Annotated in this window: 22 protein-coding genes and 1 pseudogene; 8 read left to right on the top strand and 15 right to left on the bottom strand. The window is 68.2% G+C overall.

The window, feature by feature from the left end; genetic code table 11:
- The first annotated feature begins 42 nt into the window (after window positions 1-42).
- The 3 genes from ACIBNA_RS02105 to ACIBNA_RS02095 are packed head-to-tail and all read left to right on the top strand — an operon-like array spanning window position 43 to window position 3,580.
- Window positions 43-567 carry a PadR family transcriptional regulator gene (locus ACIBNA_RS02105; protein WP_399163352.1) on the top strand — a complete coding sequence of 175 codons (525 nt, stop codon included), beginning with the start codon at window positions 43-45 and terminating at the stop codon, window positions 565-567.
- Complete coding sequence (locus ACIBNA_RS02100; protein ID WP_399163351.1) at window positions 564-1,253, top strand: ABC transporter ATP-binding protein; 690 nt, start codon at window positions 564-566, stop codon at window positions 1,251-1,253. The genes ACIBNA_RS02105 and ACIBNA_RS02100 overlap by 4 nt, the downstream gene beginning before the upstream one ends.
- Window positions 1,250-3,580, top strand: coding sequence for an ABC transporter permease (locus ACIBNA_RS02095; RefSeq protein WP_399163350.1), 2,331 nt, complete (start codon window positions 1,250-1,252; stop codon window positions 3,578-3,580). The genes ACIBNA_RS02100 and ACIBNA_RS02095 overlap by 4 nt, the downstream gene beginning before the upstream one ends.
- Window positions 3,581-3,598: 18 nt before the next feature.
- Here ACIBNA_RS02095 and ACIBNA_RS02090 read toward each other — a convergent pair whose 3' ends face one another.
- Entirely contained in the window at window positions 3,599-4,543 is a 945-nt protein-coding gene (locus tag ACIBNA_RS02090) for a LysR substrate-binding domain-containing protein (RefSeq protein ID WP_399163494.1), read from the bottom strand.
- Window positions 4,544-4,682: 139 nt separating this feature from the next.
- On the opposite strand from ACIBNA_RS02090, the gene ACIBNA_RS02085 reads away from it, so the two are divergent.
- Window positions 4,683-5,237 carry a peroxiredoxin gene (locus tag ACIBNA_RS02085; RefSeq protein WP_399163349.1) on the top strand — a complete coding sequence of 185 codons (555 nt, stop codon included), beginning with the start codon at window positions 4,683-4,685 and terminating at the stop codon, window positions 5,235-5,237.
- A gap of 3 nt (window positions 5,238-5,240) precedes the next feature.
- Entirely contained in the window at window positions 5,241-5,774 is a 534-nt protein-coding gene (locus tag ACIBNA_RS02080; RefSeq protein ID WP_274818992.1) for an alkyl hydroperoxide reductase, read from the top strand.
- A gap of 153 nt (window positions 5,775-5,927) precedes the next feature.
- Here the strand turns inward: ACIBNA_RS02080 and ACIBNA_RS02075 are convergent, their stop codons facing one another.
- From ACIBNA_RS02075 to ACIBNA_RS02060, 4 genes are all read right to left on the bottom strand, one after another.
- Window positions 5,928-7,244, bottom strand: coding sequence for an AI-2E family transporter (locus tag ACIBNA_RS02075; RefSeq protein WP_399163348.1), 1,317 nt, complete (start codon window positions 7,242-7,244; stop codon window positions 5,928-5,930).
- 139 nt (window positions 7,245-7,383) lie between these two features.
- A complete protein-coding gene (locus tag ACIBNA_RS02070) occupies window positions 7,384-8,085 on the bottom strand; it encodes a transglycosylase SLT domain-containing protein (protein WP_274818989.1) in 702 nt (233 codons plus the stop codon).
- Between the two features lie 420 nt (window positions 8,086-8,505).
- Window positions 8,506-9,831, bottom strand: a complete 1,326-nt coding sequence (locus ACIBNA_RS02065; protein WP_399163347.1) for a PhoH family protein — start codon at window positions 9,829-9,831, stop codon at window positions 8,506-8,508.
- 461 nt (window positions 9,832-10,292) lie between these two features.
- Window positions 10,293-11,066: an isoprenyl transferase gene (locus tag ACIBNA_RS02060; protein WP_399163346.1), complete on the bottom strand. Its 774-nt coding sequence runs from the start codon at window positions 11,064-11,066 to the stop codon at window positions 10,293-10,295.
- A 791-nt stretch (window positions 11,067-11,857) separates the two neighbouring features.
- Between ACIBNA_RS02060 and ACIBNA_RS02055 the strand changes: the two genes are divergently transcribed.
- Window positions 11,858-13,030: a winged helix DNA-binding domain-containing protein gene (locus ACIBNA_RS02055; protein ID WP_399163345.1), complete on the top strand. Its 1,173-nt coding sequence runs from the start codon at window positions 11,858-11,860 to the stop codon at window positions 13,028-13,030.
- Between the two features lie 11 nt (window positions 13,031-13,041).
- Here the strand turns inward: ACIBNA_RS02055 and ACIBNA_RS02050 are convergent, their stop codons facing one another.
- The 5 genes and pseudogenes from ACIBNA_RS02050 to ACIBNA_RS02030 all read right to left on the bottom strand — a co-directional run bounded on the left by ACIBNA_RS02050 (window position 13,042) and on the right by ACIBNA_RS02030 (window position 16,073).
- Complete coding sequence (locus ACIBNA_RS02050) at window positions 13,042-13,863, bottom strand: class I SAM-dependent methyltransferase (RefSeq protein WP_399163344.1); 822 nt, start codon at window positions 13,861-13,863, stop codon at window positions 13,042-13,044.
- Complete coding sequence (locus ACIBNA_RS02045; RefSeq protein WP_399163343.1) at window positions 13,860-14,315, bottom strand: GNAT family N-acetyltransferase; 456 nt, start codon at window positions 14,313-14,315, stop codon at window positions 13,860-13,862. The genes ACIBNA_RS02050 and ACIBNA_RS02045 overlap by 4 nt, the downstream gene beginning before the upstream one ends.
- A gap of 60 nt (window positions 14,316-14,375) precedes the next feature.
- Window positions 14,376-14,655 (bottom strand): annotated as a pseudogene (locus ACIBNA_RS02040) (LLM class flavin-dependent oxidoreductase); the annotation flags it as partial.
- A 56-nt stretch (window positions 14,656-14,711) separates the two neighbouring features.
- On the bottom strand, window positions 14,712-15,371 hold the full coding sequence (locus ACIBNA_RS02035; RefSeq protein WP_399163342.1) for a hypothetical protein: 660 nt from the start codon (window positions 15,369-15,371) through the stop codon (window positions 14,712-14,714).
- A gap of 36 nt (window positions 15,372-15,407) precedes the next feature.
- Window positions 15,408-16,073, bottom strand: coding sequence for a hypothetical protein (locus ACIBNA_RS02030; protein WP_399163341.1), 666 nt, complete (start codon window positions 16,071-16,073; stop codon window positions 15,408-15,410).
- 171 nt (window positions 16,074-16,244) lie between these two features.
- Between ACIBNA_RS02030 and ACIBNA_RS02025 the strand changes: the two genes are divergently transcribed.
- Window positions 16,245-16,400 (top strand): hypothetical protein, encoded by a 156-nt coding sequence (locus ACIBNA_RS02025; RefSeq protein ID WP_399163493.1) that lies wholly within the window; start codon window positions 16,245-16,247, stop codon window positions 16,398-16,400.
- 94 nt (window positions 16,401-16,494) lie between these two features.
- Here ACIBNA_RS02025 and ACIBNA_RS02020 read toward each other — a convergent pair whose 3' ends face one another.
- The 5 genes from ACIBNA_RS02020 to ACIBNA_RS02000 all read right to left on the bottom strand — a co-directional run bounded on the left by ACIBNA_RS02020 (window position 16,495) and on the right by ACIBNA_RS02000 (window position 21,369).
- Window positions 16,495-17,031, bottom strand: a complete 537-nt coding sequence (locus ACIBNA_RS02020) for a hypothetical protein (protein ID WP_399163340.1) — start codon at window positions 17,029-17,031, stop codon at window positions 16,495-16,497.
- A gap of 80 nt (window positions 17,032-17,111) precedes the next feature.
- Window positions 17,112-18,383, bottom strand: a complete 1,272-nt coding sequence (locus tag ACIBNA_RS02015; RefSeq protein WP_399163339.1) for a putative T7SS-secreted protein — start codon at window positions 18,381-18,383, stop codon at window positions 17,112-17,114.
- A gap of 246 nt (window positions 18,384-18,629) precedes the next feature.
- Window positions 18,630-19,658 (bottom strand): hypothetical protein, encoded by a 1,029-nt coding sequence (locus ACIBNA_RS02010; RefSeq protein ID WP_399163338.1) that lies wholly within the window; start codon window positions 19,656-19,658, stop codon window positions 18,630-18,632.
- A complete protein-coding gene (locus tag ACIBNA_RS02005; protein ID WP_399163337.1) occupies window positions 19,646-20,305 on the bottom strand; it encodes a hypothetical protein in 660 nt (219 codons plus the stop codon). Before ACIBNA_RS02005 ends, ACIBNA_RS02010 begins: the two co-directional genes overlap by 13 nt.
- Window positions 20,306-20,856: 551 nt before the next feature.
- Window positions 20,857-21,369 (bottom strand): hypothetical protein, encoded by a 513-nt coding sequence (locus ACIBNA_RS02000; protein WP_399163336.1) that lies wholly within the window; start codon window positions 21,367-21,369, stop codon window positions 20,857-20,859.
- Between the two features lie 322 nt (window positions 21,370-21,691).
- Here ACIBNA_RS02000 and ACIBNA_RS01995 point away from each other — a divergent pair, with 322 nt between their 5' ends.
- A complete protein-coding gene (locus ACIBNA_RS01995) occupies window positions 21,692-22,072 on the top strand; it encodes a DUF192 domain-containing protein (RefSeq protein ID WP_399163335.1) in 381 nt (126 codons plus the stop codon).
- The last annotated feature ends 191 nt before the right edge of the window (window positions 22,073-22,263 follow it).

The raw sequence follows: 22,263 nt of genomic DNA, 5'->3' as shown, positions 1-22,263 counted from the left end.
GCGTATACATCATGCGTATACACCCCGTGTACAGTCCCGGTCATGTCCATTGGTCACGCTCTCCTGGGACTCCTGGAGTCCGGCCCGCGTCACGGTTACGACCTGAAGCGGGCCTTCGACGAGAAGTTCGGTCACGACCGGCCCCTGCACTACGGCCAGGTCTACTCGACGATGTCCCGGCTGCTGAAGAACGGGCTCGTCGAGGTCGACGGCATCGAGGCGGGCGGCGGGCCCGAGCGCAAGCGGTACGCGATCACCGAGGCCGGTATCACCGACGTCGCGCGCTGGCTCACCACGCCGGAGAAGCCGGAGCCGTACCTCCAGTCGACCCTGTACACCAAGGTCGTCCTCGCGCTGCTCACGGAGCGGAACGCGGGCGACGTCCTCGACACGCAGCGCTCGGAGCATCTGCGCAGCATGCGGATCCTGACCGACCGCAAGCGCAAGGGCGACCTCGCCGACCAGCTCATCTGCGACCACGCGCTGTTCCACTTGGAGGCGGACCTGCGCTGGCTGGAGCTGACCGCGGCGCGCCTCGACAAGCTGCGTGAGGCGGTGTCCGCATGAGCTTTCCTCCCGGCTCCCTGCTCACCGCCGAGAACCTGTGCAAGGCCTACGGGCCGACTTCCGCGCTCGACGGCGCCGAGTTCTCCATCCACCCCGGTGAGGTCGTCGCCGTGATGGGCCCCTCCGGGTCCGGGAAGTCGACGCTGCTGCACTGCCTCGCCGGAATCGTGACGCCGGACTCCGGGTCGATCACGTACAACGGACGCGACCTGGCGACCATGAGCGACGCCAAACGCAGCGCCTTGCGCCGGTCCGAGTTCGGCTTCGTCTTCCAGTTCGGTCAGCTGGTGCCCGAGCTGACCTGCGTGGAGAACGTGGCACTGCCGCTGCGGCTGAACGGCACCTCCCGCAAGGAGGCCGAGCGGGCCGCCCTCAGCTGGATGGAACGGCTCGAGGTCGATCACCTGCGCAAGCAGCGGCCCGGCGAGGTGTCCGGTGGTCAGGGACAGCGGGTCGCCGTCGCGCGGGCGCTGGTCACCAACCCGCGGGTGCTGTTCGCCGACGAGCCGACCGGCGCGCTCGACTCCCTCAACGGCGAGCGCGTGATGGGGCTGCTGACGGAAGCCGCCCGGTCCACCAACGCGGCGGTCGTGCTGGTCACGCACGAGGCGCGGGTCGCCGCGTACTCCGACCGCGAGATCGTCGTACGGGACGGCAAGTCCCGGGACATGGAACGCGCCATATGAACGCGCGCCAGTGGTCTCGCGACCTGGGCATGGGAGCCAGGTTCGCCTTCGCCGGCGGGCGGGAGGGGTGGACGCGGATGCTGCTCACCGCCGTCGGCGTGGGGCTCGGCGTGGCACTGCTGCTGCTCACCACCGCGGTCCCGAACGCGCTGGCCGTCCGGCACGACCGGGAGGAGGCGCGCACCGACCTCACGTACAACAACCCGCCGATGCGGAAAGCGGACGACACGCTGGTGGTCGGCGAGGCCAGGACGACCTTCCGCGACAAGGAGGTGCGCGGGCGGGAGTTGCAGCCCGACGGCCCCAAGGCGCCCTTGCCGCCGGGGGTCTCGGAGCTCCCGGCAGTGGGCGAGATGGTGGTCTCCCCCGCGCTGAAGCGGCTGCTGGAGTCCGGCGAGGGGAAGCTGCTGCGGGAGCGGCTGGCGGACCGGATCGTCGGCACCATCGCCGAGCCCGGACTGATCGGTTCCCAGGAACTCGCCTTCTACCGCGGCGCCGACAACCTCGTGGTCAAGGAGGGGTACGGCCTGGTCGCCCGCATCGACCGGTTCGGCGACCCCCATCCGACCCCGGAGAAGACGGACCCCGTCCTGGTCCTGCTCGTCCTCGTCGTGTTCCTGGTGCTGCTGATGCCCGTCGGTGTCTTCATCGCCGCGGCCGTGCGGTTCGGCGGCGAGCGCCGGGACCGGCGACTCGCGGCCCTACGGCTGGTGGGCTCGGACACCCGGATGACCCGGCGGATCGCCGCGGGCGAGGCCCTCGCCGGCGCCGTGGCGGGCCTGGTCCTCGGCACGGTCTTCTTCCTGATCGCCCGGGACATGGCCGGCTCCGTGGACCTGTTCGACGTGAGCGTGTTCCCGAGCTATCTGACTCCCTCCCCGCTGCTCGCCCTGCTGGTCGCGGTCGCGGTCCCCGCGGCCGCCGTGCTGGTCACCCTGTTCGCGCTGCGGGGCGTGGTGATCGAGCCGCTCGGCGTGGTGCGCACCGCGAAGCCCCCACGGCGTCGGCTGTGGTGGCGGCTGCTGCTGCCGCTGGGCGGGCTCGGACTGCTCTCCCCGATGATCGGCAACGGCCGGCACAGCGGGGAGTTCAACCAGTACCAGGTCACCGGTGGCGTCCTGTTGCTCCTCGTCGGGGTGACCGCGCTGCTGCCGTGGGTCGTGGAGACGGTCGTGAGCCGACTCGACTCCGGCGGGGTCGCCTGGCAACTGGCCGTCCGCCGACTTCAGTTGAGCAGCGGCACGGCCGCCCGCATGGTCAACGGCATCGCGGTCGCGGTGGCGGGCGCCATCGCCCTGCAGATGCTGTTCTCCGGGCTGGGGGGCCAGTACACCAGGCACTCCGCCAACGACCTCACCCGGGCCCAGATGGGGGCGACCCTGCCGGACGAGGTCCCGCTCGCCCGGGCGGCGGCCGATTTCAAGGCGACCAAGGGCGTCGAGAAGGTCTACGCCTACGACGAGGGCTTCATCGCCGACCGACGCGAGAACTCCGACTACTCCGCCCAGGTCACCATCGCCGACTGCGCGTCCCTGCGCCAGGTGGCTTCCCTCCCCTCCTGCCAGGACGGTGACTCCTTCGTCGTCCGGGGTGGCGACGACGACGAGGCGGCGCCCGGCATGTCCGAGCCCGGCAGCACGCTGTGGTTCGACTCGATCGACGACGAGTTCGTTCACAGGCCGGCGCCCTGGACCGTACCGGCCGACGTGAAGCAGGCGCGGTCGATCAAGGACCCGACCGGGTACAAGCGCAGCGGTTTCCTGCTGACGCCGGGCGCGCTGCCGTCGGGCGCCGCGCGGGGCGTCTCCGGGCACGTCTACCTCGCGCTCGACCAGGGGATGGCGAACGCGCCCGAGTACGCACGGAACACGGCCCGCCGTCTCGGCCTGCCCACCGATCCGACGACGTGGGTGTCCAGCAAGCGCACGGAGACCTACGACTCCATCCGCACCGGCCTGTTCGTCGGCGCCGCGTGCGTGCTGGCGCTGATCGGCGCGAGTCTGCTGGTGTCGCAGCTGGAGCAGCTGCGCGAGCGCCGCAGGCTGCTGTCGTCGCTGATCGCCTTCGGCACCCGGCGCCGCACGCTGACGCTGTCCGTGCTGTGGCAGACGGCGATCCCGATCGGTCTCGGACTGGTGGTGGCCACGGCGGTCGGGCTCACACTGGGCGCGGTGCTGCTGAAGATGACGGACCAACCGCTGGGCGTGGACTGGGAGAGCGTGCTGTCGATGACCGGCATCGGCGCCGGTGTCGTTCTCGTGGTGACCCTGCTGAGCCTGCCGCCGCTGCTGAAGCTGATGCGGCCGGACGGCCTGCGGACCGAGTAGAACGCCGCAAGGGCCGCGTCACGCCTCCTGGTCCAGGACCCGTACGGGCAACGGCCGCAGCGCCTCCCGCAGTGCGGCCGCCAGTTCCTCGTACTCGGCGCCGCGCGCGGCCCCGGCCCGCATCGCCAGAGCGACCCGGCGGGTGGGGGCCGGGTCGGTGAAGTACCCGGTGAGGAGCTGGCTGCTGCGGGAGATCTCGACCTTGAGGGCGGTGCGCGGCAGCAGCGTGACGCCGAGCCCGCCCGCGACGAGCTGCACCAGTGTGGACAGCCCGGCGGCGGTCGTGGTGACCGGCGCGTCGTCGCGGCCGGCCTCCCGGCAGATGTCGAGTGCCTGGTCGCGCAGGCAGTGCCCCTCGTCCAGCAGCAGCAGGTTCAGCTCGCGCAGCGCCTCGCGCGGAATGCCCTCGCGGCCGCCGAGCCAGTGGTCGAGCGGCGTGACGAGCACGAAGTCCTCGTCGAACAGCGGCAGTTCGGCCACACCCGGCACGCCCAGCGGCACGGCGAGCAGCAGCAGGTCGAGCCGGCCGTTGGTGAGGCCGTCGAGCAGGTTGGCGGTCTGCTCCTCGTGCACCTGGAGATCGAGGTGCGGATACCGGTCGTGGACGAGCCGCAGCACGGTGGGCAGCAGATACGGCGCCACGGTCGGGATGACCCCCAGCCGCAGCACTCCCGTGAACGGGGCCCGGACCGCCTCGGCCTCCTCCATGAGGGCGCCCATCTCGGCCAGCACCGCCTTGGCCCGTACGGCGATCCGCTCGCCCTCGGGTGAGAGCAGCACCTTGCGCGTCGTACGCTCCAGGAGCGTCACTCCAAGTGTCTCCTCCAGCGCCGAGACGGCCCCCGAGAGGGAGGGCTGGCTCATGCCGATCGCCCCGGCGGCGTCCCGGAAGTGCAGGCGCTCGGCGACGGCTGCGAAGGCCCGCAGCTGGGCGAGGCTGGGCTGCCTGCGCTTATTACCCACAGTCACTGATAACTACCTCCGATCAACCCGACCGAGTGTAGCTATTTCCGTAATCAATCCTCCCTGTGCCAACATCAATAACGTCCAACCCATGGGAAACACCCGCAATCCGGGTGTTTCTTCGCTGCAAGGAGAGTGTGTGCTCACCGTCGGTGACAAGTTCCCCGAGTTCGATCTGACCGCCTGCGTCTCGCTGGAGAAGGGCAAGGAGTTCCAGCAGATCAACCACAAGACCTACGAGGGTCAGTGGAAGGTCGTCTTCGCGTGGCCCAAGGACTTCACCTTCGTGTGCCCCACCGAGATCGCCGCCTTCGGCAAGCTGAACGACGAGTTCGCCGACCGCGACGCCCAGGTCCTCGGCTTCTCCGGCGACTCCGAGTTCGTCCACCACGCCTGGCGCAAGGACCACGACGACCTGCGCGACCTGCCGTTCCCGATGATGGCCGACCCCAAGCACGAGCTCATGCGCGACCTCGGCATCGAGGACGAGGACGGCTTCGCCAAGCGCGCGGTGTTCATCGTGGACCAGAACAACGAGATCCAGTTCTCGATGGTGACCGCGGGTTCGGTCGGCCGTAACCCGAAGGAGGTCCTGCGGGTCCTGGACGCGCTCCAGACGGACGAGCTGTGCCCCTGCAACTGGTCGAAGGGCGACGAGACCCTCGACCCCGTCAAGCTGCTGGCTGGTGAGTGAGGCATGTCCCTCGACTCCCTGAAGTCCCGCGTACCGGACTACGCCAAGGACCTGAAGCTCAACCTGGGCTCGGTCATCGGCAACTCCGACCTGCCGGCCCAGCAGCTGTGGGGCACGGTGCTGGCGACCGCGATCGCCTCGCGCTCCCCGATCGTGCTGCGCGAGCTGGAGCCGGAGGCGAAGGCGAACCTGTCGCCGGAGGCGTACACGGCCGCCAAGTCCGCCGCCGCGGTGATGGCGATGAACAACGTCTTCTACCGCACGCGGCACCTCCTTACGGACCACGAGTACGGCAACCTGCGCGCGGGCCTGCGGATGAACGTCATCGGCAACCCCGGCGTCGACAAGGTCGACTTCGAGCTGTGGTCCTTCGCGGTCTCCGCCATCAACGGCTGCGGCATGTGCCTCGACTCCCACGAGCAGGTCCTCCGCAAGGCCGGCCTCGACCGCGAGGTCGTCCAGGAGGCGTTCAAGATCGCGTCCGTGATCCAGGCGGTCGGCGTGACGCTGGACGCCGAGGCGGTGCTGTCCGAGTAACCCTCGGCTGTCCGCCACGAGTTACAGGGCCCCGCCCACCGACAGGTGGGCGGGGCCCTGTTGCCTTTCGAGCCAGGCGTCTTCTCCGACCGCTTCGGGCAGCGGGTGGGCATAGCTGGGGTCCAAGGGGCGGAGCCCCCTGGGAGGCCCGGGCTACTCCGACGGCACCTCGGAAGTGCCGGGCTGCTCCGCCGCCCCCGCTGCTGTCGCCCCGCGAGGCCGCACCGAATGCCGCAACGCCGACTGCCGCGAATACGCCCGCAGATACCCCGCCACCGTGTTCGTCACAGCCACCAACGGCACGGCGACCACCGCACCCCCGATCCCGGCCATCATCCCCCCGCACGCCACCGACAGCACCACAGCCAGCGGATGCACCCGCACCGCCCGCCCCAGAATGAACGGCTGCAGGATGTGGCCCTCGATCTGCTGCACCGCCAGCACCACCGCCAGCGTCATGACAGCCGTGAACACCCCCTGGGTGACCAGCGCGACCACCACCGCCAGCGCCCCGGACACCACCGCACCCACCAGCGGGATGAACGCGAACAGGAAGATGAACACCGCCAGCGGCACGGCCATCGGCACATCGAGGAAGTAGATCCCCAGCCCGATGAAGATCGCGTCGATCAGCGCGACGATCACCGTGCCCCGCACATACGCCGTCAGCGTCCGCCACGCCGCGGGCCCGGCCCCGGCCACGCCCGGCCGCGCCGCCGCCGGCACCAGCTTCAGCGTCCACTGCCAGATCCGCTTGCCGTCGTAGAGCAGGAACAGCGTCGAGAACGCCGCCAGCAAAATCCCCGTCAGCGCCTCGACGACGACCGTCACGCCCTCCAGACCGGCCGAGGTGATCTGGTCGGTGTTCGCGCCGACCGCCTCCCGCAGGTTCTTGGCGATCTCGTTGATCTGTTTGTCCGTGACGTGGAACGGGCTGTTCAGCAGCCAGTTCCGCAACTCGTCGATGCCGTCCTGGATCTGGCCCGAGAGGTCGTCGATGTTCTCCATGACCTGCCAGGTCACGAACCAGCCGATCAGCCCCATGACGACGAAGCCGAGGATCGCGGTCAGCGCCGTGGCCGGCCCACGCGGCACCCCCAGCCGCCGCAGCCGCGCCACCGCCGGCTGGAGAAGCGCGGTGATGAGCAGTGCGCTCGCGAACGCCAGCACCACCAGCTGGACGGCGCTGATGATCCGCATCAGCACCCACAGCGTGCCCGCGAGGACGAGCAGCCGCCAGCCGGCCTCCGCCGCGACCCGCACCCCCCACGGCACGGCCAGCGCGGGATCGGGCCGGGCGGGAACGTCGGGCGCGTAGTCCGGGGGCGGCGGCACCTGTTCGTCGGACGACGTCCGGGACTCGGTCTCGTCCCGCTCCCGTTCGGCCTCGGCGCGGCGTTCGTTCCACCGTTCGCTCATCTCGGTCAGTCCGGCACCGAGCCGGCCGAGCCACCCTGGCACTCGCGACATGATCCGTCCTTTTCCCCCGTCTCTCCGCACCACTCCCCCACCTGGAGTCGTCCGTCAAGACCGTACATGGCGCGAGCCCCTCACCGTACGACGGTGAGGGGCTCGCGCTGAGGAGTGGCTGCGGCTCAGGGCCGCGGGCTCAGTACCAGTTGTTGGCCTGCCAGAACGACCAGGCATCACACGGGCTGCCGTAGCGGTCGTTCATGTAGTTCAGGCCCCACTTGATCTGGGTGGCCGGATTGGTCCGCCAGTCGGCACCGACGGACGACATCTTGGAACCGGGCAGCGCCTGGAACATGCCGTAGGCCCCGGAGGAAGGATTGACCGCCTTGTAGTTCCAGTCGGACTCGTGGTCCACGATGTTGCTGAAGCACTGGAACTGACCCGCCGGCACCATCTGCCGCGCCATCGCCTGGATCTGCGCGATGGTGTAGGAGGTCGCGACGGGGAAGTCGGAGATGTCCTTGGAACGGCTGGCGGCCTCCTTGGCCTCCGCGCGCTCCTTGGCGGCCTTCTCGGCCGCGGCGGCCTTCTCGGCGGCTTCCTTCTTCTTGGCGATGGCCGTCTCGGCGGCAGCCTTGCGGGCGGCCTCCTCGGCGTCCTTCTTCGCGCTCGCGTCAGCGGCGATGGCCTGTGCGTCGGCCTGCTGGGTCAGCGACGCCGTCTGCACCTGGGCCTGCTGGCCCGCGGGGATGTCCGCGAGCAGCGTGGTGCCGCTGGCCGTCGCTTCGGCGTCGTTGTTCTGCGCGGTGCTGCCAGAGGCAACGCCGACGACGCTTCCGACAGCGGTGACCGCCGTGGCCGAAGCCACTGCGAATCCCCGGACCGAGATCCGGCTCACACGGTTTTCCTTCCAGCATCGCCCGCTTCGGTGACCCTCGCGGACGCAATCGTGCCCCTGGCACTGGCCTCCCCAACTGCGGGGTCACGGGAGGCGCGGGCCCGGTGGGCAACTCCCGCGTGGGGAGTGCCGCGTAGTGCTCGGGCGGCATACGACATCGCTATGCAGTTGACGCTGTGCTTTTAGTGGTGCCGTACCGCTGGGGGTACAGGTGTGTCGTATGCGGGGCCTGACAGGAGTGAGACTCTGCCGTAACCCGACGGGGCAAGGCAATTCCCAGTTGCGTGTGAAAGCTCACATCCCGTTTGACGCGGGAGATTCACAGGAACTGCCACATGCGAAGGCGCCGCCCGGCTAGGCTCTTCGCCTTTCCGGACGGCGCCAACTACTGCGTAACCGCCCCCGCTTAGGGCATGACGGTCAGATCTGCCCGTCTTCGAGCATTTCGGTCACAAGGGCGGCGATCTGCGACCTCTCGGACCGGGTCAGGGTCACATGCGCGAACAGCGGATGCCCCTTCAGCTTCTCGACGACGGCGACGACACCGTCGTACCGGCCGACCCTGAGGTTGTCCCGCTGGGCCACGTCATGGGTGAGAACCACCCGTGAATTGGCCCCGATACGGGACAGAACGGTAAGAAGTACGTTCCGTTCCAGCGACTGGGCCTCGTCGACGATCACGAACGCGTCGTGCAGCGAACGGCCGCGGATGTGAGTGAGCGGCAGCACCTCCAGCATCCCGCGGGCGGTGACCTCCTCGATGACATCCCGGCTGGTGACCGCCGACAGCGTGTCGAACACCGCCTGCGCCCAGGGGCTCATCTTCTCCGCCTCGGTGCCGGGCAGATAGCCGAGCTCCTGCCCGCCCACCGCGTACAGCGGACGGAAGACCATCACCTTCTGGTGCTGACGGCGCTCCAGCACCGCCTCCAGACCCGCGCACAACGCCAGCGCCGACTTGCCGGTGCCGGCCCGGCCGCCCATGGACACGATCCCGACGTCCGGATCGAGCAGCAGGTCCAGCGCGATCCGCTGCTCGGCGCTGCGGCCCTTGACGCCGAACGCCTCACGATCCCCGCGTACGACACGGATGTTGCCCTCGGGCGTGACCCGCCCGAGCGCCTTGCCGCGCTCCGACTGGATCATCAGGCCTGTGTGCACCGGCAGGTCGGCGGCCTCGGGGACGTAGACGTGCCCCTCCTCGAAGAGGATGTCCACCTGCTCGCCGGGCAGGGTCAGTTCGGACATTCCGGTCCAGCCGGAGGAGTCCGTGATGGCGAGTTCCGCGCGGTACTCCTCGGCGAGGAGCCCGACGGAGGACGCCTTGATCCTGAGCGGGAGGTCCTTCGACACGACGGTGACGTCGAACCCCTCGGCCTGGAGGTTGCGGGCGACCGCGAGGATGCGGGAGTCGTTGTCCCCCAGGCGGTAGCCGCTGGGCAGCACGCTGGGGTCCGAGTGATTGAGCTCGACACGGACGGTTCCGCCGAGGTCCCCGGTCGGGATGGGGGCATCGAGGCGGCCGTACCGCACCCGGAAATCGTCGAGCAGGCGCAGGGCCTGCCGGGCGAAGTAGCCGAGTTCGGGATGGTTCCGCTTGGCCTCCAGTTCCGTCACCACGACGATGGGAAGCACGACCTCGTGCTCGTCGAAGCGGCTCAGGGCGTTCGGGTCGGCCAGCAGGACGCTGGTGTCGAGAACATAGGTGCGCCGGTCGGGCTTGTGGCGCTTTGTGCTGGTCACCACGGAAGGACGTACCCCCTCGGATGAGGTCGGGGAGCGACGGAATGGAGCTGGACCGGTCGTCGGCCGCCCTGCGCGGGCCGAGAACCGGCCCTCCGCCTCTTCGTCCGTGCTGTGACCGCACGATCGGGCTGGTGCAAAGGGCCTCCCGGGCGGACGGCCCCGTGCCGTCCGCTGAGATCCGACACCCGGGGTTCGGGCGTCGACCTGACTGGCTTATGCCCTCGAACGAGCGTCGCCATGCCACGGCATATGACGGCGGTCCGGTGAACTCCGTGTTACGCGCGTCTTCGGAGGGGTACCGGAAACGATTGCGACGCACGGGGAAGGACTGCGACGCACCGGGGAGGTTTGCGACGTGCGGTGACCGCGGTGCCCGGCGGCCTGCGGGGCCGCGCGAAGTCCTCGCGCCGGGCGCAGTGCGCCGGGGTGCTGCTCGTGCGGCTCCTGCCGGCTCGTGCGGCTCAGCCGCCGTAGCGCCGGTGGCGGGCGGCGTAATCGCGCAGGGCGCGCAGGAAGTCGACCTTGCGGAAGGCCGGCCAGAACACGTCGCAGAAGTAGTACTCGGAGTGCGCGGTCTGCCAGAGCATGAATCCGGACAGCCGCTGCTCGCCGCTGGTGCGGATCACCAGGTCGGGGTCGGGCTGGTCGCTCGTGTAGAGGTGACGCCCGATCATGTCGATGTCGACGGCCTCGGCGAGCTTCTCCATCGAGGTGCCCCGGTCCTGGGCGTCGAGCAGCATGGAGCGCACGGCGTCGGCGATCTCCTGGCGGCCGCCGTAGCCGATGGCGACGTTGACCACTATTCCGTCGACGTGCGCGGTGGTCTCCTCGGCCTCCTTCAGGACCGTCTGCATCCCGGAGGGCAGCAGGTCGGGCGTGCCCACGTGGTGCACGCGCCAGCGGCCGTCGGTGGCGAGGGTGCGCACGACGTCCTCGATGATGCCGAGCAGCGGGACGAGCTCCTCCTGCGGCCGGTCGAAGTTGTCCGTGGACAGCAGCCAGAGGGTGACGACCTCGACGTCCGTCTCGGCGCACCAGCCGAGGAACTCCTCGATCTTCTCGGCACCTGCCCGGTGACCGTGGACGGTGCTGGAACCGGCGGCCTTCGCCCAGCGCCGGTTGCCGTCCATGATGACGCCGATGTGCTTGGGCACCTGAGCGTGGTCCAGGTGGCCTTCCACCCGGCGTGCGTACAGCCTGACCAGCAGGCCACGCAGCTTGTCGCGCAGGTTCACGTGATTGTCAGCCCCTCCGTACGGATCGGACAGGCCGCGGCGTGCGGCCCGGTCGTGGCCGCGGGCGGTCCCTGCCCGTGTGGCGGTCCCCGGGGTCGAAGCCTACCCCCGCTGCCGCCGTGGGCCGCCCACGGGTGCGGAACGCAGAATTCCGGCCGGTACTTCAAGCCGTGCCCGAGGCACAAAAAAACGGGCCGGTCCGTGGGGGGGAGACGGACCGGCCCGAGGGGGGGCTTCCACCATAACCCTTCGTAAGTGATGCTGCGTGCATCGGCGTGCCACAACTACTCTCCGGAGCCACCCGGCGACGCGGCGATGTCCGCGGAACCTCTCGTTCACGGCTCGCTCCTGGCCGAAACTCAGCCCCTACGGAGCCCGTGCGCAGCCCGGATGCAGCCCAGCCGCAGGGGAATCGTCCGCCACGAGGCGGCCTTCTGCGGACTTGCCACATTTTGGGGCGCACTCGCCGACTTGTCCCCGTATCCCCCCGACGGGTGACCCCGACCGCGAACGCCCGCTTGACTTCCCGCGCCGCCTCGATCCCGAGGCCCTGGCACCGCGCAGCCCCCTCCGCTGCGCGGTACCGCCCGCGCAGCCACTCTTTGCTCACGCGAATTACCTTGGTCTGAACTTACGCGAGGCGCGGCACGGAGGCGAGCCGCGGGCGATAACGATGTGAAAAACCTCGTCTGAAGATGCGCAAGGGAATCGGGTTGCGGGGAATCGGTTCGCACCGATGAGGCACGGCCCTTAGGACAGTATCTGTCCTCTTTCCGATCTAGCGTCGTCCCATGACGACCTTGAGGATCACGTGGGACGCGGCGAGCGCACGGCGGATCGGGCGGCAGTTCCTGACCGGGCCGGCCGGGAGCGGGACGCCGGTCGCCGAGGTGGTCGGCGCGATGATGGGGGCGCACGCGCAGGTGCTGTCCGCGGCCGAGGTGTCGGTGGGGGTACGGACATCCGCGCTGACACGGGCGGACGTACGGACGGCACTCCGGGACGAACGGTCGCTGATCAAGACGTACGGCCCGCGCGGAACGGTCCATCTCCTTCCGGCGCGGGAACTCCCCCTCTGGTCGGCCGCGTTGACCGCGGTCCCGACCGGGCCCAGCCCTTTCCCGCCCGACGTACGGCTCACCGGGGAACAGGCCGCCCAGGTCGTGGCGGCGATCGGGGAAGCGCTCGAAGGCACGTGCCTGACGCTCGACGAACTGACCGAGGAGATCATCGCGCGGACGGGCCCATGGGCCGGCGACCGCGTGATGCCGGCCTTCCAGGGCATGTGGCCGCGCTGGCGGCAGGTACTGCACCGGGCGGGCTGGGCGGGCACGCTGTGCTTCGGCCCGAACCGCGGCCGGAAGGCGACGTACACGCGTCCGCCGGTTGCGGGGGCGGCAGGCGGGGGCACGGGCGAGGGGACCGGCGGCGCGTTGGGGACGTTCGTACGCCGTTATCTGCACGCGTACGGCCCGGCGACCCCGCAGCACTTCGCGAAGTGGCTGGCGGCGCCGACCGGCTGGGCCGGCACCGTGTTCCGGGAACTGGCCGCCGCGGGCGGCATCGAGGAGGTCGACTTCGAGGGCACGCGGGCGTGGGTGGCCGCGGGTGACACCGAGTTCCCGGACGGGCCCGCGCGGGGCGTACAGCTGCTGCCGTACTTCGACGCGTACGTCATCGCCGCGCAGCCCCGCGAGCGGCTGTTCCCCGGTGCGGCCTACGAGCGTGCCCTGGCGGGCGGCCAGGCGGGCAACTACCCCGTGCTGCTGGTCGACGGTGTGGTGGCGGGCGTCTGGCACCAGCGGCGCCAGGGCCGTCGTACGACCGTCACGGTGGAGCCACTCGTCCGGCTGACGGCACGGCAGGAACGGGAGCTGGAGGAGCAGGTGGAGCGGGTGGGTGAAGTGCTGGAGGTGAAGGCGGAGTTGGTGGTGGGCGAGGTGAGAGTGGGGCCCCATGCTTGAGGCGCGACTGATCAGGGGGATGAGGCGCCGGTGTCCGGCTTGCGGGCCTCGAAGAGGTGCCGGGTGCTGTGGGCGACGAAGGGTCCTTCGGCCTGGATCCGCTCGTGCAGCGCGCGGAGCTGCGGCTCGTAGGCCGCGACGGTGAAGCCGGGCACCATCCACACCACCTTCCGCAGGAAGTGCACAACCGCCCCGATGTCGTGGAACTCCATGCGGAGCCGCTCCGCCCGCAGATCGACGACATCGAGCCCCGCGCCCTCGGCGTCGGCCCGCTCCCGCTCGGGATGACGACCGCCGCGCACCTCGTCCGGCTGGGGACCGAGGAAGTGCTCGACGAGCTCGAAGACGCTGCCCGGCCCCACGTGCTGGGCGAAGTACGTCCCACCGGGCTGGAGGACCCGGGCGATCTCGTCCCAGTGCGGGCGGACGGGATGCCGGCTCACGACCAGGTCGAAGGCCGCGTCGGCGAAGGGCAGCGGGTCGTTCTCGCGCACGGCGACGACCGGGACCCCGCGCGGACGGAGCAGGGCGGTCGCCTTGGCGACGTTCGGCGGCCAGCCCTCGGTGGCGACGGCGAGCAGGGGCCGCTTCGGGGCGTTGGCGAGAGCGAAGTCCAGCACTTCCCCGCCGCCGGTCTGGATGTCGAGCACGGCACTCGCCCGCCCCAGCCGCCCGGCCATCGACATCGCATACCCCCAGGAGGGCCGCGCCTCGGTGGCCCGCCCCTCGAACCAGGAGAAGTCCCAGCCTTCTGTTGGGACGGAGGCGCCTTCGGCGACGAGGTCTTCGAAGGATTCAAAGGATTCGAAGGAGCGGTGCGGGCTGCCTGTCATGTCAGAACGAACAGGACATGCTCGTCGTCTCCGTACCGGACGGTGCCGGCAGGACGGAAGCCGTGCTTCTCGAGGAGACGTACGGAACCGGTGTTGCCGCTGAAGGGGTCGGCGTGCAGGGGCCGGTTCTTCTCCCGCTCCAGGAAGAGTCCCAGGGCCCTGCTGCCGATGCCGCGCCCCCAGTAGGCGCGCCCGAGCCAGTACCCCAGGAAGCGGCGGTCCTCGTCCCACCAGGCGACGAAGTTGCCGGCGACGTCACCGCCCACGGTCACGGTCTGCACGAAGCAGCTGTCGTCCCCGAGGACCCGCTCCTTCCAGTGGGACATGAAGGCCTCCCGCGGCCGGGGTGTGAACCTCGACCGCCGGGCTGCCTCGGGATCCTGCTCGTAAGCGCAGAACGCGTCGAGATCGCTCTCCACGACATCACGCAGCCGCACGTCTTCGATACTCATGCCGGTGAGTGTGGCACCCGGCACTGACAATGCGATTGTGGAAGCCGCCACGGTCCAGACCTACGGCACGAGCGGCCGCACTTCCTCGGCGGCGAACCGTACGAAACCCTCGGGGCCGGTTCGTCATGGGTGCCGCAGGACCACGCTGCCGGCCCCGGCCGGCCTCGGCCAACCGCTCGACGGCCTTGGTAATGGCACCGGCGTCCCCGGCGACACCAAGATCCGGAACGAATTCGAGCCTCCGCACGCACACAGGATCGGTGGCGGCGGCGAGAACGGTCCCGTCAGCGACCTCCCTGGTGAGCCGCAGCGAACGCGGCCCCGTGGCGCCCGCCAGCACGCCGCCCCCGCCACCTGCCCCATCCAGTCCTGCAACGCCGTGCTGGTCCAATTGTCCTACGCATCGACCAGCGGCGACTCGAAGCTCGTGAGTTCCGCAATCTGCCGCAGGATCTCGCGGTACTGCTCGCGTCGCCCGACCTCCGGCGTGCTCATCATCAGGACGGCCATGCGCTTGCAGTCCGGGTGCGGGAGGTAGGCGTGGATCTGGAGCAATGGGGTTGGCGGAAGGCCGGATTCAGGAGTCGGCGTACGCACCGTCTCGCCCATGGACGCGGGACCACTGGGCAGGTCCAAGTACTCGATGTGGGAGTGCTGCTCCGCTGTGGCCACTGCCCGCGCCGCACTCACCGACCGTGGAGACCAGGCGATGTCTCGCCAGGACACCGTGAAGAGTGAGTGGAGGATTCCTCCGCTGCCGCCGTCCACGTCGTCGCGGTGCACGCCCATGGAGCAATGGACAGTGCCCACCTCACGCAGTGCGTGTAGGAGTTGCTGGCCCGATCCCAACTGGGCGATGAACTGCTGACGGGTGACGCCGTCCGGAATGGCTTCGACCAGCGGAGCGAGTGCTTCCCGGAGCCGGTCCGCCTCCGCGGAAGCGGGCGGGGCGAGGAGAACGTCGAGCGGCAGCTCGGTGAAGCCACCGGGCACGGCGAACCAGATACCCGAGCTGGGGTCGTGCACGGAATCATCGATGACGACGTGAGATGTCATGTGGTGGCATTTCCGGATGGTTGGCCGGGTGAAGGATCAGGTGCGGGCCGAGCGGACGCCGGCGCGGCGACCACGTTCGATGTCCTCGGCAGTGGCTCCCCAGTCCGCGACAGAACGGCGGCCTCCGTCCGATCCCGTCTGCTGGCTCAGGAAGCGCAAGCGGCGGGGCGTCGACGCGTCGGAGGCCGGCGCGGCGATCACGCCGATGAAGCGAGGGTCTCCCGCGAGCCACACCACGCCGATCTGGGCCTTCAGTTCAGGCTTCGCGCGAGGGGCCATCCGGCGGTTCCACCAGCCCACTCCCCAGTGTCGGGGAAACACCATGGGCAGCAGCTCCTCCGGGCGGGCCGGGTTCGGGAACTCGAACCACCCGTTCTGCCTACCGACGACGTCGGGCCGGTCGGCAAGTCCGTGCGGGGCGTCGCTGTACAGGCGCCACGGGTATTCCTGCAGGACGAGTCTCATCCGAAAGACGGTCGGAAGGACGAAGAGCTGGAGGAACGCGCGGTAGAAGCTGTACAGCAAGAAAGGCACGAAGAGGATCGTGTACCCGGGAGACAGGAACACCACCAGGATCGCCAGCAGGGCAGCCCACAGGGCGATCCAGCCGAGGAGAGCGATCGCGTTCGCAGCCAACTGCTTCGACCAGGCGCGCCGGGTCGGCGGGTGCTCCCAAGCAACGGAATGATCTGTTGGGTTCATATGAGCTCTCTTATCTCAGACACTCCTTCACTCCTGCAGCCGAAGCAATACGCGTCGTCTGCCAGGCCCCGTCACTGTTCTTCTCCAGCCGAGTGTTATAGAGGATGAAGTCCTCATCGGAGGGGGTAGTGACCTTGGGCTTGTTCGTCTTAAGGTCAGTGAGCCTTTTCCATCCTCAGTCTGAGCTGGCCAGATGGAGGATGGAAAAGGCTCAGTGAAGATCTACTCAGGCAGCTGCCGCAAGACACCTCCCTTCGGCGGGCGTATGTGACACACCTTCAATCTGGACGACACTGGCATGCACGCACCGGCTGGATAGCCTACTGACCGGCGGCGAACCGGGCCAAACACGCGTCCACCGGCTCCACAAGCCGGATCCTCAGCCCTTGCCTGGGCAGCACTCCGCCACCAGCTGATCAGCTCAGGCTGAGGTTGGAAAGGGCTCAGTGGCGTACCCCTTGCTCTCGTCGGCACAGAACACGACCGACGCCGCTTTGCTGCCGTCGAGCGTCACAGTCCGGTCGTAGTACCGGATGGTGCCCGTGATGCCAAGGTTGGCCTTCTTGAACTTCTCCACCCAGACGGCGGCCGCCTCCAATGCCCTGCCGGTGTTGTAGAAGTTCATTGCCTTCGCTGCGGGGTCCGTTCCGGCAATTGCCGCGTTGACCGCACGCATACGCTCGGCGTTGTCAGCAAGTACGGCGTCCTTGACGGCATCGCCCGTCTTGCCGCCCTCGAAGTTCATGGTCAGGTCGGACGGCAGCTTGATCTCCGGGCGACCGGCGGCCTGCGGAGCCGATTCGGTGGGCGATGTGGAGGTATCGCCCCTGCCATCAGCCCGGGCCCTCTGGTCGTTGTCCTTGCTCTTGGAGTTGTCATCGCTCCCGCACGCGGACAGCGTCAGCGCAGCAGTCGCGGTCAGCGTGAGCGCTGCGAGGAGGATGGGGCGGCGGTTCACGGTCGGCTCCTGGTAAGAGGCGAGGCTTCACTTGCCCCCAAAGCTATCCAGCGGTGCGGAGCCGCACCAGAGTGAAGTTGTCAACTCTTTCCGTCATGAACAAGCAATGGGTGCGCGGCATGGGTACGTGGGGGCCTGCTTCGGTGCGAGGAATTGGTCACGCACCGGGCGGGCGGAGACCGGCCGTTAACGTTCCATATCGCGTTCTCGGACCGTGTCTGCTTCCAGGGGATTATCGAAGCTGACCGACTCGGCGATCTGTCGGAGAATCGCGCGGTACTCCTCGCGATGAGAGGTAGCCGTTGTGCTGATTGTGAGGACGGCCAAGCGCTTGCAGTCAGGGTGCGGCAGGTGGGCGCGCATCTGCAGCAAGGATTGCAGCGGAAGACCGCGCCGACCGAAACCAAATTGCTCCAGAAGTCGGCATCGAACTCTTGTTTGGTGAAGCCGTCTTTCAGAGACGCCCATGTTTCGGCATCCGAAATCCTCAGCGAGAAGGCTGTCAGGCTGATCGCCGAAGACGTAAGCATCAATCCCGCCACCGTCGCCAGGCTCCACCCCAACGGCCCTGCAAGGAGTAGTGCTGCAACAGCGATCAGGCCGGCCGTAAAACTGAGAATGTCAGGGAGGTTGTCACCCAGCCAGTCAAGCGTCTTGTCGAACCACCCCGGCTCCTGCGGTGCGAGTTTCTTCGTCGCGTCGCGGATCTTGCCCGCCCGGTACGCGGCCTGGTGCTCATGTTCCTCAGCGAGCTTCTTCGCCTTGCCGATGATCTTGTCGAGTTCGGCCTGCGCCTCTTCGACGGCGCTGTTCGCACGGGTCAAAGCCTTCTGCGCGGCGTCGCGATCAGTCCCCTTCTCGTGAAGGTCAGGGCTGTCCTTTGCCGCGCTCGCCCGCCCATGTGCGCGGTCTACCGCAGCCTGGGCTTCCTTGGCGTCCTCCTCGAGACGCTTGGCCCGCCGTTGGAAGTCGTCAATTTCTCCTTCCCAGCGCGCGAGCTGTCTGGCCGCCTTGCGGATGGAGTGGGCGGCGTTCTTCAGGTTGAGCGGCAGCGGACCACCGTCAAGCTGTTCGCGAAAGGCGACGGCCGCGTCACCCTCCCAGTAGCTGCCGTCCAGAAGTTTGGTAACCAGGTCGTGGGCGTCTTGGATGACCTTCGCACACCCGGAGAGCTTCTTGTGCAGGCCGCGCACGGTCTCCGTGTCGCCTGGCACCGGGTTGAAGCCAAGGTGGGGATAGTGGGGATAGGGAATGTCCGGCGCCGACTTGAGCCCTTGAGGCTTACTGAGGTCCGAGCGGGACTGCGGGTCAGGGGCAGCACCGGACCGTTCCGTTCCAGGAGTGTAGGTCACTTCTTGCCCCCGGCCTTACCCTCTTTGGCCTTCCTCAAGGCCTCTTCGAGGGCCTTGTCGACTTCCTCAACTGCTTCATGAACCGCGCAAGTTCATCGCCGTCAACGGCTAACCGCTCGCCACGCGTCGGCTTCCTCTCCCTGATCCTCGTTGCAGTTCGAGTCGGCGACTCTACCCGTTCAGCGCATGCATCTGCTGGGCGGCCGCTGACAAGGGAGCAGTCGCCCAGCAGTATCCACCTGGGCGCTACCGGTTGACGGACTGGATCTCCTGCACGACGACATCCTGTGTGGCGCCGAAGTTGCCGTCGGGCAGGTCGCCGCCCGCGCCGCCGGTGCCGGTCCACTCGATCTTCCAGGTGACGGTGGCCTGGAGCGGGTACGTGCCGTCGCCTGAGGAGCGCAGGTATTTCACTCCGCAGGGCGGGGTCTGGTCCGCCTTGCCCTTGGCGTAGGGCTCGCCGATGCGGCCGTCGTTGATTTCGCAGACGCCGGAAGCCGGGTAGGTCACGGCGTCCTTGGTGCCCGGTTCGATCCTGAGCGACACCGGTTCGGCCGTCGCGGTCGCTTGGATGCCGATCACCGGTACCGACGCGGTGACGGAGACAGGCTTGAAGTCGGCGCCGTCCAGCCAAGCCCAGGTCGGCAGGTTGACCTTGGTCGCTTCGGCGGGGGCCAGGGTCACCTTGGTGCTGGGGACGCGGATCTCGGCGTAGGCGAGTTCGGCGAGGATCTGGGGAGTGACGGCGTTCTCGATGTTGGCGGGCGGAGGGTCGCCCTGGTCCACCCAGAAGATTTCTTCGTCACAGGAGTCCCAGCCCGGGGGGAAGTCCCTGTTGACGAAGGAGTCCCAGAAGTAGCCCTTGCCGGTCTTGTCCTTGTTGAAGTCCTTGTAGGGGTGCCCCTTGACGTAACGGTCCCGCTGTTTGGCGTCCCACTCGTAACCCGTCGAACCGGCCTCCCAGGTCGGCTCCAGGTAGTTCTGCAGCTGTTCCGGGGTGTACTTCGGGGCGTACCAGCAGGGTGGAGGCGTCCAGGACGTGGCCGACGTCAGCGCGCCTGCGGAGTTGCCGCTGCCGTTCTTGGAACGGTCGAAGACGACGCCGCCTACGGTTACGGAGACGGTGCCGTCTTTGCCGGCGTTGGCGCCCTGTTGCTCATCACCGTTGCTGCCATGCTCGTCACGCTCGGCGAAGGCTGTCGGTGCCACGAGAAGGGAAGAACACACGAGTGCCAGAACCGTTGCGGTTCTGGCCGAGTTCCTTAGGGCTGGCACGCCTTGCTCCCCCTGTTCGACGCGATGTTCGTGGTCTGCCAGACGCCTTCGGCATTCTTGGTGAGAACGGTGTTGTACAGCACGTAGGCGTTCGCGGTCGCCGGCGACCTGTCGACAGAACCGGTCTTCCTGTTCTTGATGAAGGACTTGCTCTCGTCGGAGCAGTAGGTCACGTAGGCCTTGCTGTCTCCGGAAAGAGTGATCTTGTAGTTGGAGTAGCGCGTCTGCCCGACCCACGTGTCGCCGTCGTCGATGTATCGCTGGACGTACGTGATGGACGATTCCAAGGCCTTACCCGTGTTGTAGAAGCCGAGCGCCTTCGTGTCGGTACTTCCCTCGAAGATCGCTTCGTCCACGGAGTTGACGCTTCGCGTGCTGTCTGCGAGAACCGCGTCCTTCACCTTGTCGCCTGTCTTCTGGTACGCGAAGACATTCTTGGCGTCGGAGGGGAAGGTGATCTTCGGACGGTCGGCGGAATCCGATGCGGTCGGGCTGGTCGAGGGCGAAGGCTTGTCGCCCGTATCGGCTCCCGCGATCTTGTCGTTGTCCTTGCTCTTGGAGCTGTCATCGCTCCCGCACGCGGACAGCGTCAGGGCCGCAGCGGCGGTCAGCGTGAGCGCTGCAAGGAGGGTGGGGTGGCGGTTCACGGTCGGCTCCCGGTAAGAGGCGAGGCTTCTCTTGAGCGAACCAAAGCTATACAGCGGCGTGGAGGCGCACCAGGGTGAAGGTTGTCAACTAGCGCGGTGTATGGGAAGGAATCGGCGATTCGTCGACCAGTACGAGCCGTTACGGTTACGTAACATGCGAATTCTTCCGGCAGGGCTGATGGACGGAAGCGTGGAGTTGGTCGTGCATGATGGTGATGGACGACCGGTTACAGCGCGGTGTCGGCAGAAGCGAGTCCGCACCGGGCCAAGCGAGGCGAGGTGGGGATCGAGCGACACATCAGAAGCCCGCTCCGCGAGGACGATCTCGGCGCTGAGACCTTCGTGGAGGGGACGGCGCGGCCCCGGTTGTCGATCCAGCAGATCGGCTCATCGCAGCCGAGCGTGCACGGGGCGCCGACCTGACTCTCCGGGGATATGGCCCCGTAGCCTTCGCCGGCCTACGAGCGTGGCCCCCCGTTCGCTTGCCCTGATGCCTTTCCCGATGTCCTACCGAGACCACCGCCAGGGCAGACCGCCGAGAACTCCCCTTTTTACTTGAGGCACTGCTTCGCCCCTGCGGTCGAAACGATGCGCGTGGTCTGCCAGATCCCGTCGCTGTTCTTCTTCAGCCGGGTGTTGTAAAGGATGAAGTCTTCATCGGACGGGGTGGTGACCTTGGGCTTGTTCGTCTTGAGGTCCTTGGCGTAGCCCTTGCTCTCGTCGGCACAGAACACGACCGACGCCGTCTGACTGCCATCAAGAGCGACGGTCCGGTCGAAATACCGGATGGTGCCCATGATCCCGAGGTTGGCCTTCTTGAACTTGTGCACCCACGTCGTGGCCGCTTCCAAAGCCCTACCGGCGTTGTAGAAGTTCAGGGCCTCCGCCTTGGGGTCCGTCCCTGCGATTGCCGCGTTGACCGCACGCATACGTTCGGCGCTGTCAGCAAGCACGGCGTCCTTGACTGCGTCCCCCGTCTTGCCGCCCTCAATGGTCATCGTCAGATCGGCCGGGAGCTTGGTCTCGGGGCGATCGGCCGCCGATGCGGCCGATTCGGTGGGCAAGGGCGAAGTGGCGTTCCCCGCGTCGGCTCCCGCGAGCTTGTCGTTGTCCTTGCTCTTGGAGCTGTCATCGCTCCCGCACGCGGACAGCGTCAGGGCCGCAGCGGCGGTCAGCGTGAGCGCTGTGAGGAGGATGGGGGCGGCGGTTCACGGTGGGCTCTTCCGGTGACGTGAGGCGAGGGCTGTCTCTTCGGCGAACCATAGCTATCCGACAGTGGGGGGCCGCGACGCCAGGGTCCGGCATGGCATGGGCCCGTGGGCCCATGTGGGGCCTGCTCCCCTCTGGGTAGGTTCGGTTGAGACAGCATCGGAGATGGGGTGGGACATGGGGAAGCGATGGCGTGACGGGAGGGGGGAGCTGGTGGTGCAGGGGAAAGATGGCGCGGCGTCCGTCAGCGTCCCGCTGGAGATCGCCACCTCCTACCGTGCCCGTACGAAGGGACTTCTCGGGCGGGACGCTGTCGACGGGGCGATCCTGCTCTCTCCGGCGAACAGCGTGCACACCTTTCGTATGCGTCTCTCCATCGACGTCGCGTACCTCGACCGCAACCTCCGCGTCATCGCGGTACGCACCATGCGGCCGGGACGGCTGGGGTTGCCCCGCGTCCGGGCACGGCATGTGCTGGAGGCCGAGGCCGGGGTGATGGACGGGTGGGGGGTGCGGCCCGGCGAGCGGGTGGAGGTCGTGGCCCAGCAGACCGGGTAGGGATCGTTGCCGCATGGTGTCGATCTTGTCCGGGTCGGCAGGGCGTAACGGTGGGTGACCCAGTTCGGCCCACCTTCCGACCGCGTCGGCGCCGAACCCGCGGTACGTCAGGCCGTTCCCGGGCGGCGGCAGCTCACGAGGCACAGAGGCTGGTGGCTGATGGCGGGCAATGCTCGCGCTTTCCGTCAGTT

Source organism: Streptomyces sp. NPDC050164, from assembly GCF_044459945.1.
Lineage (GTDB): Bacteria > Actinomycetota > Actinomycetes > Streptomycetales > Streptomycetaceae > Streptomyces > Streptomyces coeruleorubidus_A.
The sequence above is the reverse complement of the archived record's forward strand: the minus strand, read 5'-3'. Positions and strand labels throughout refer to the sequence as shown.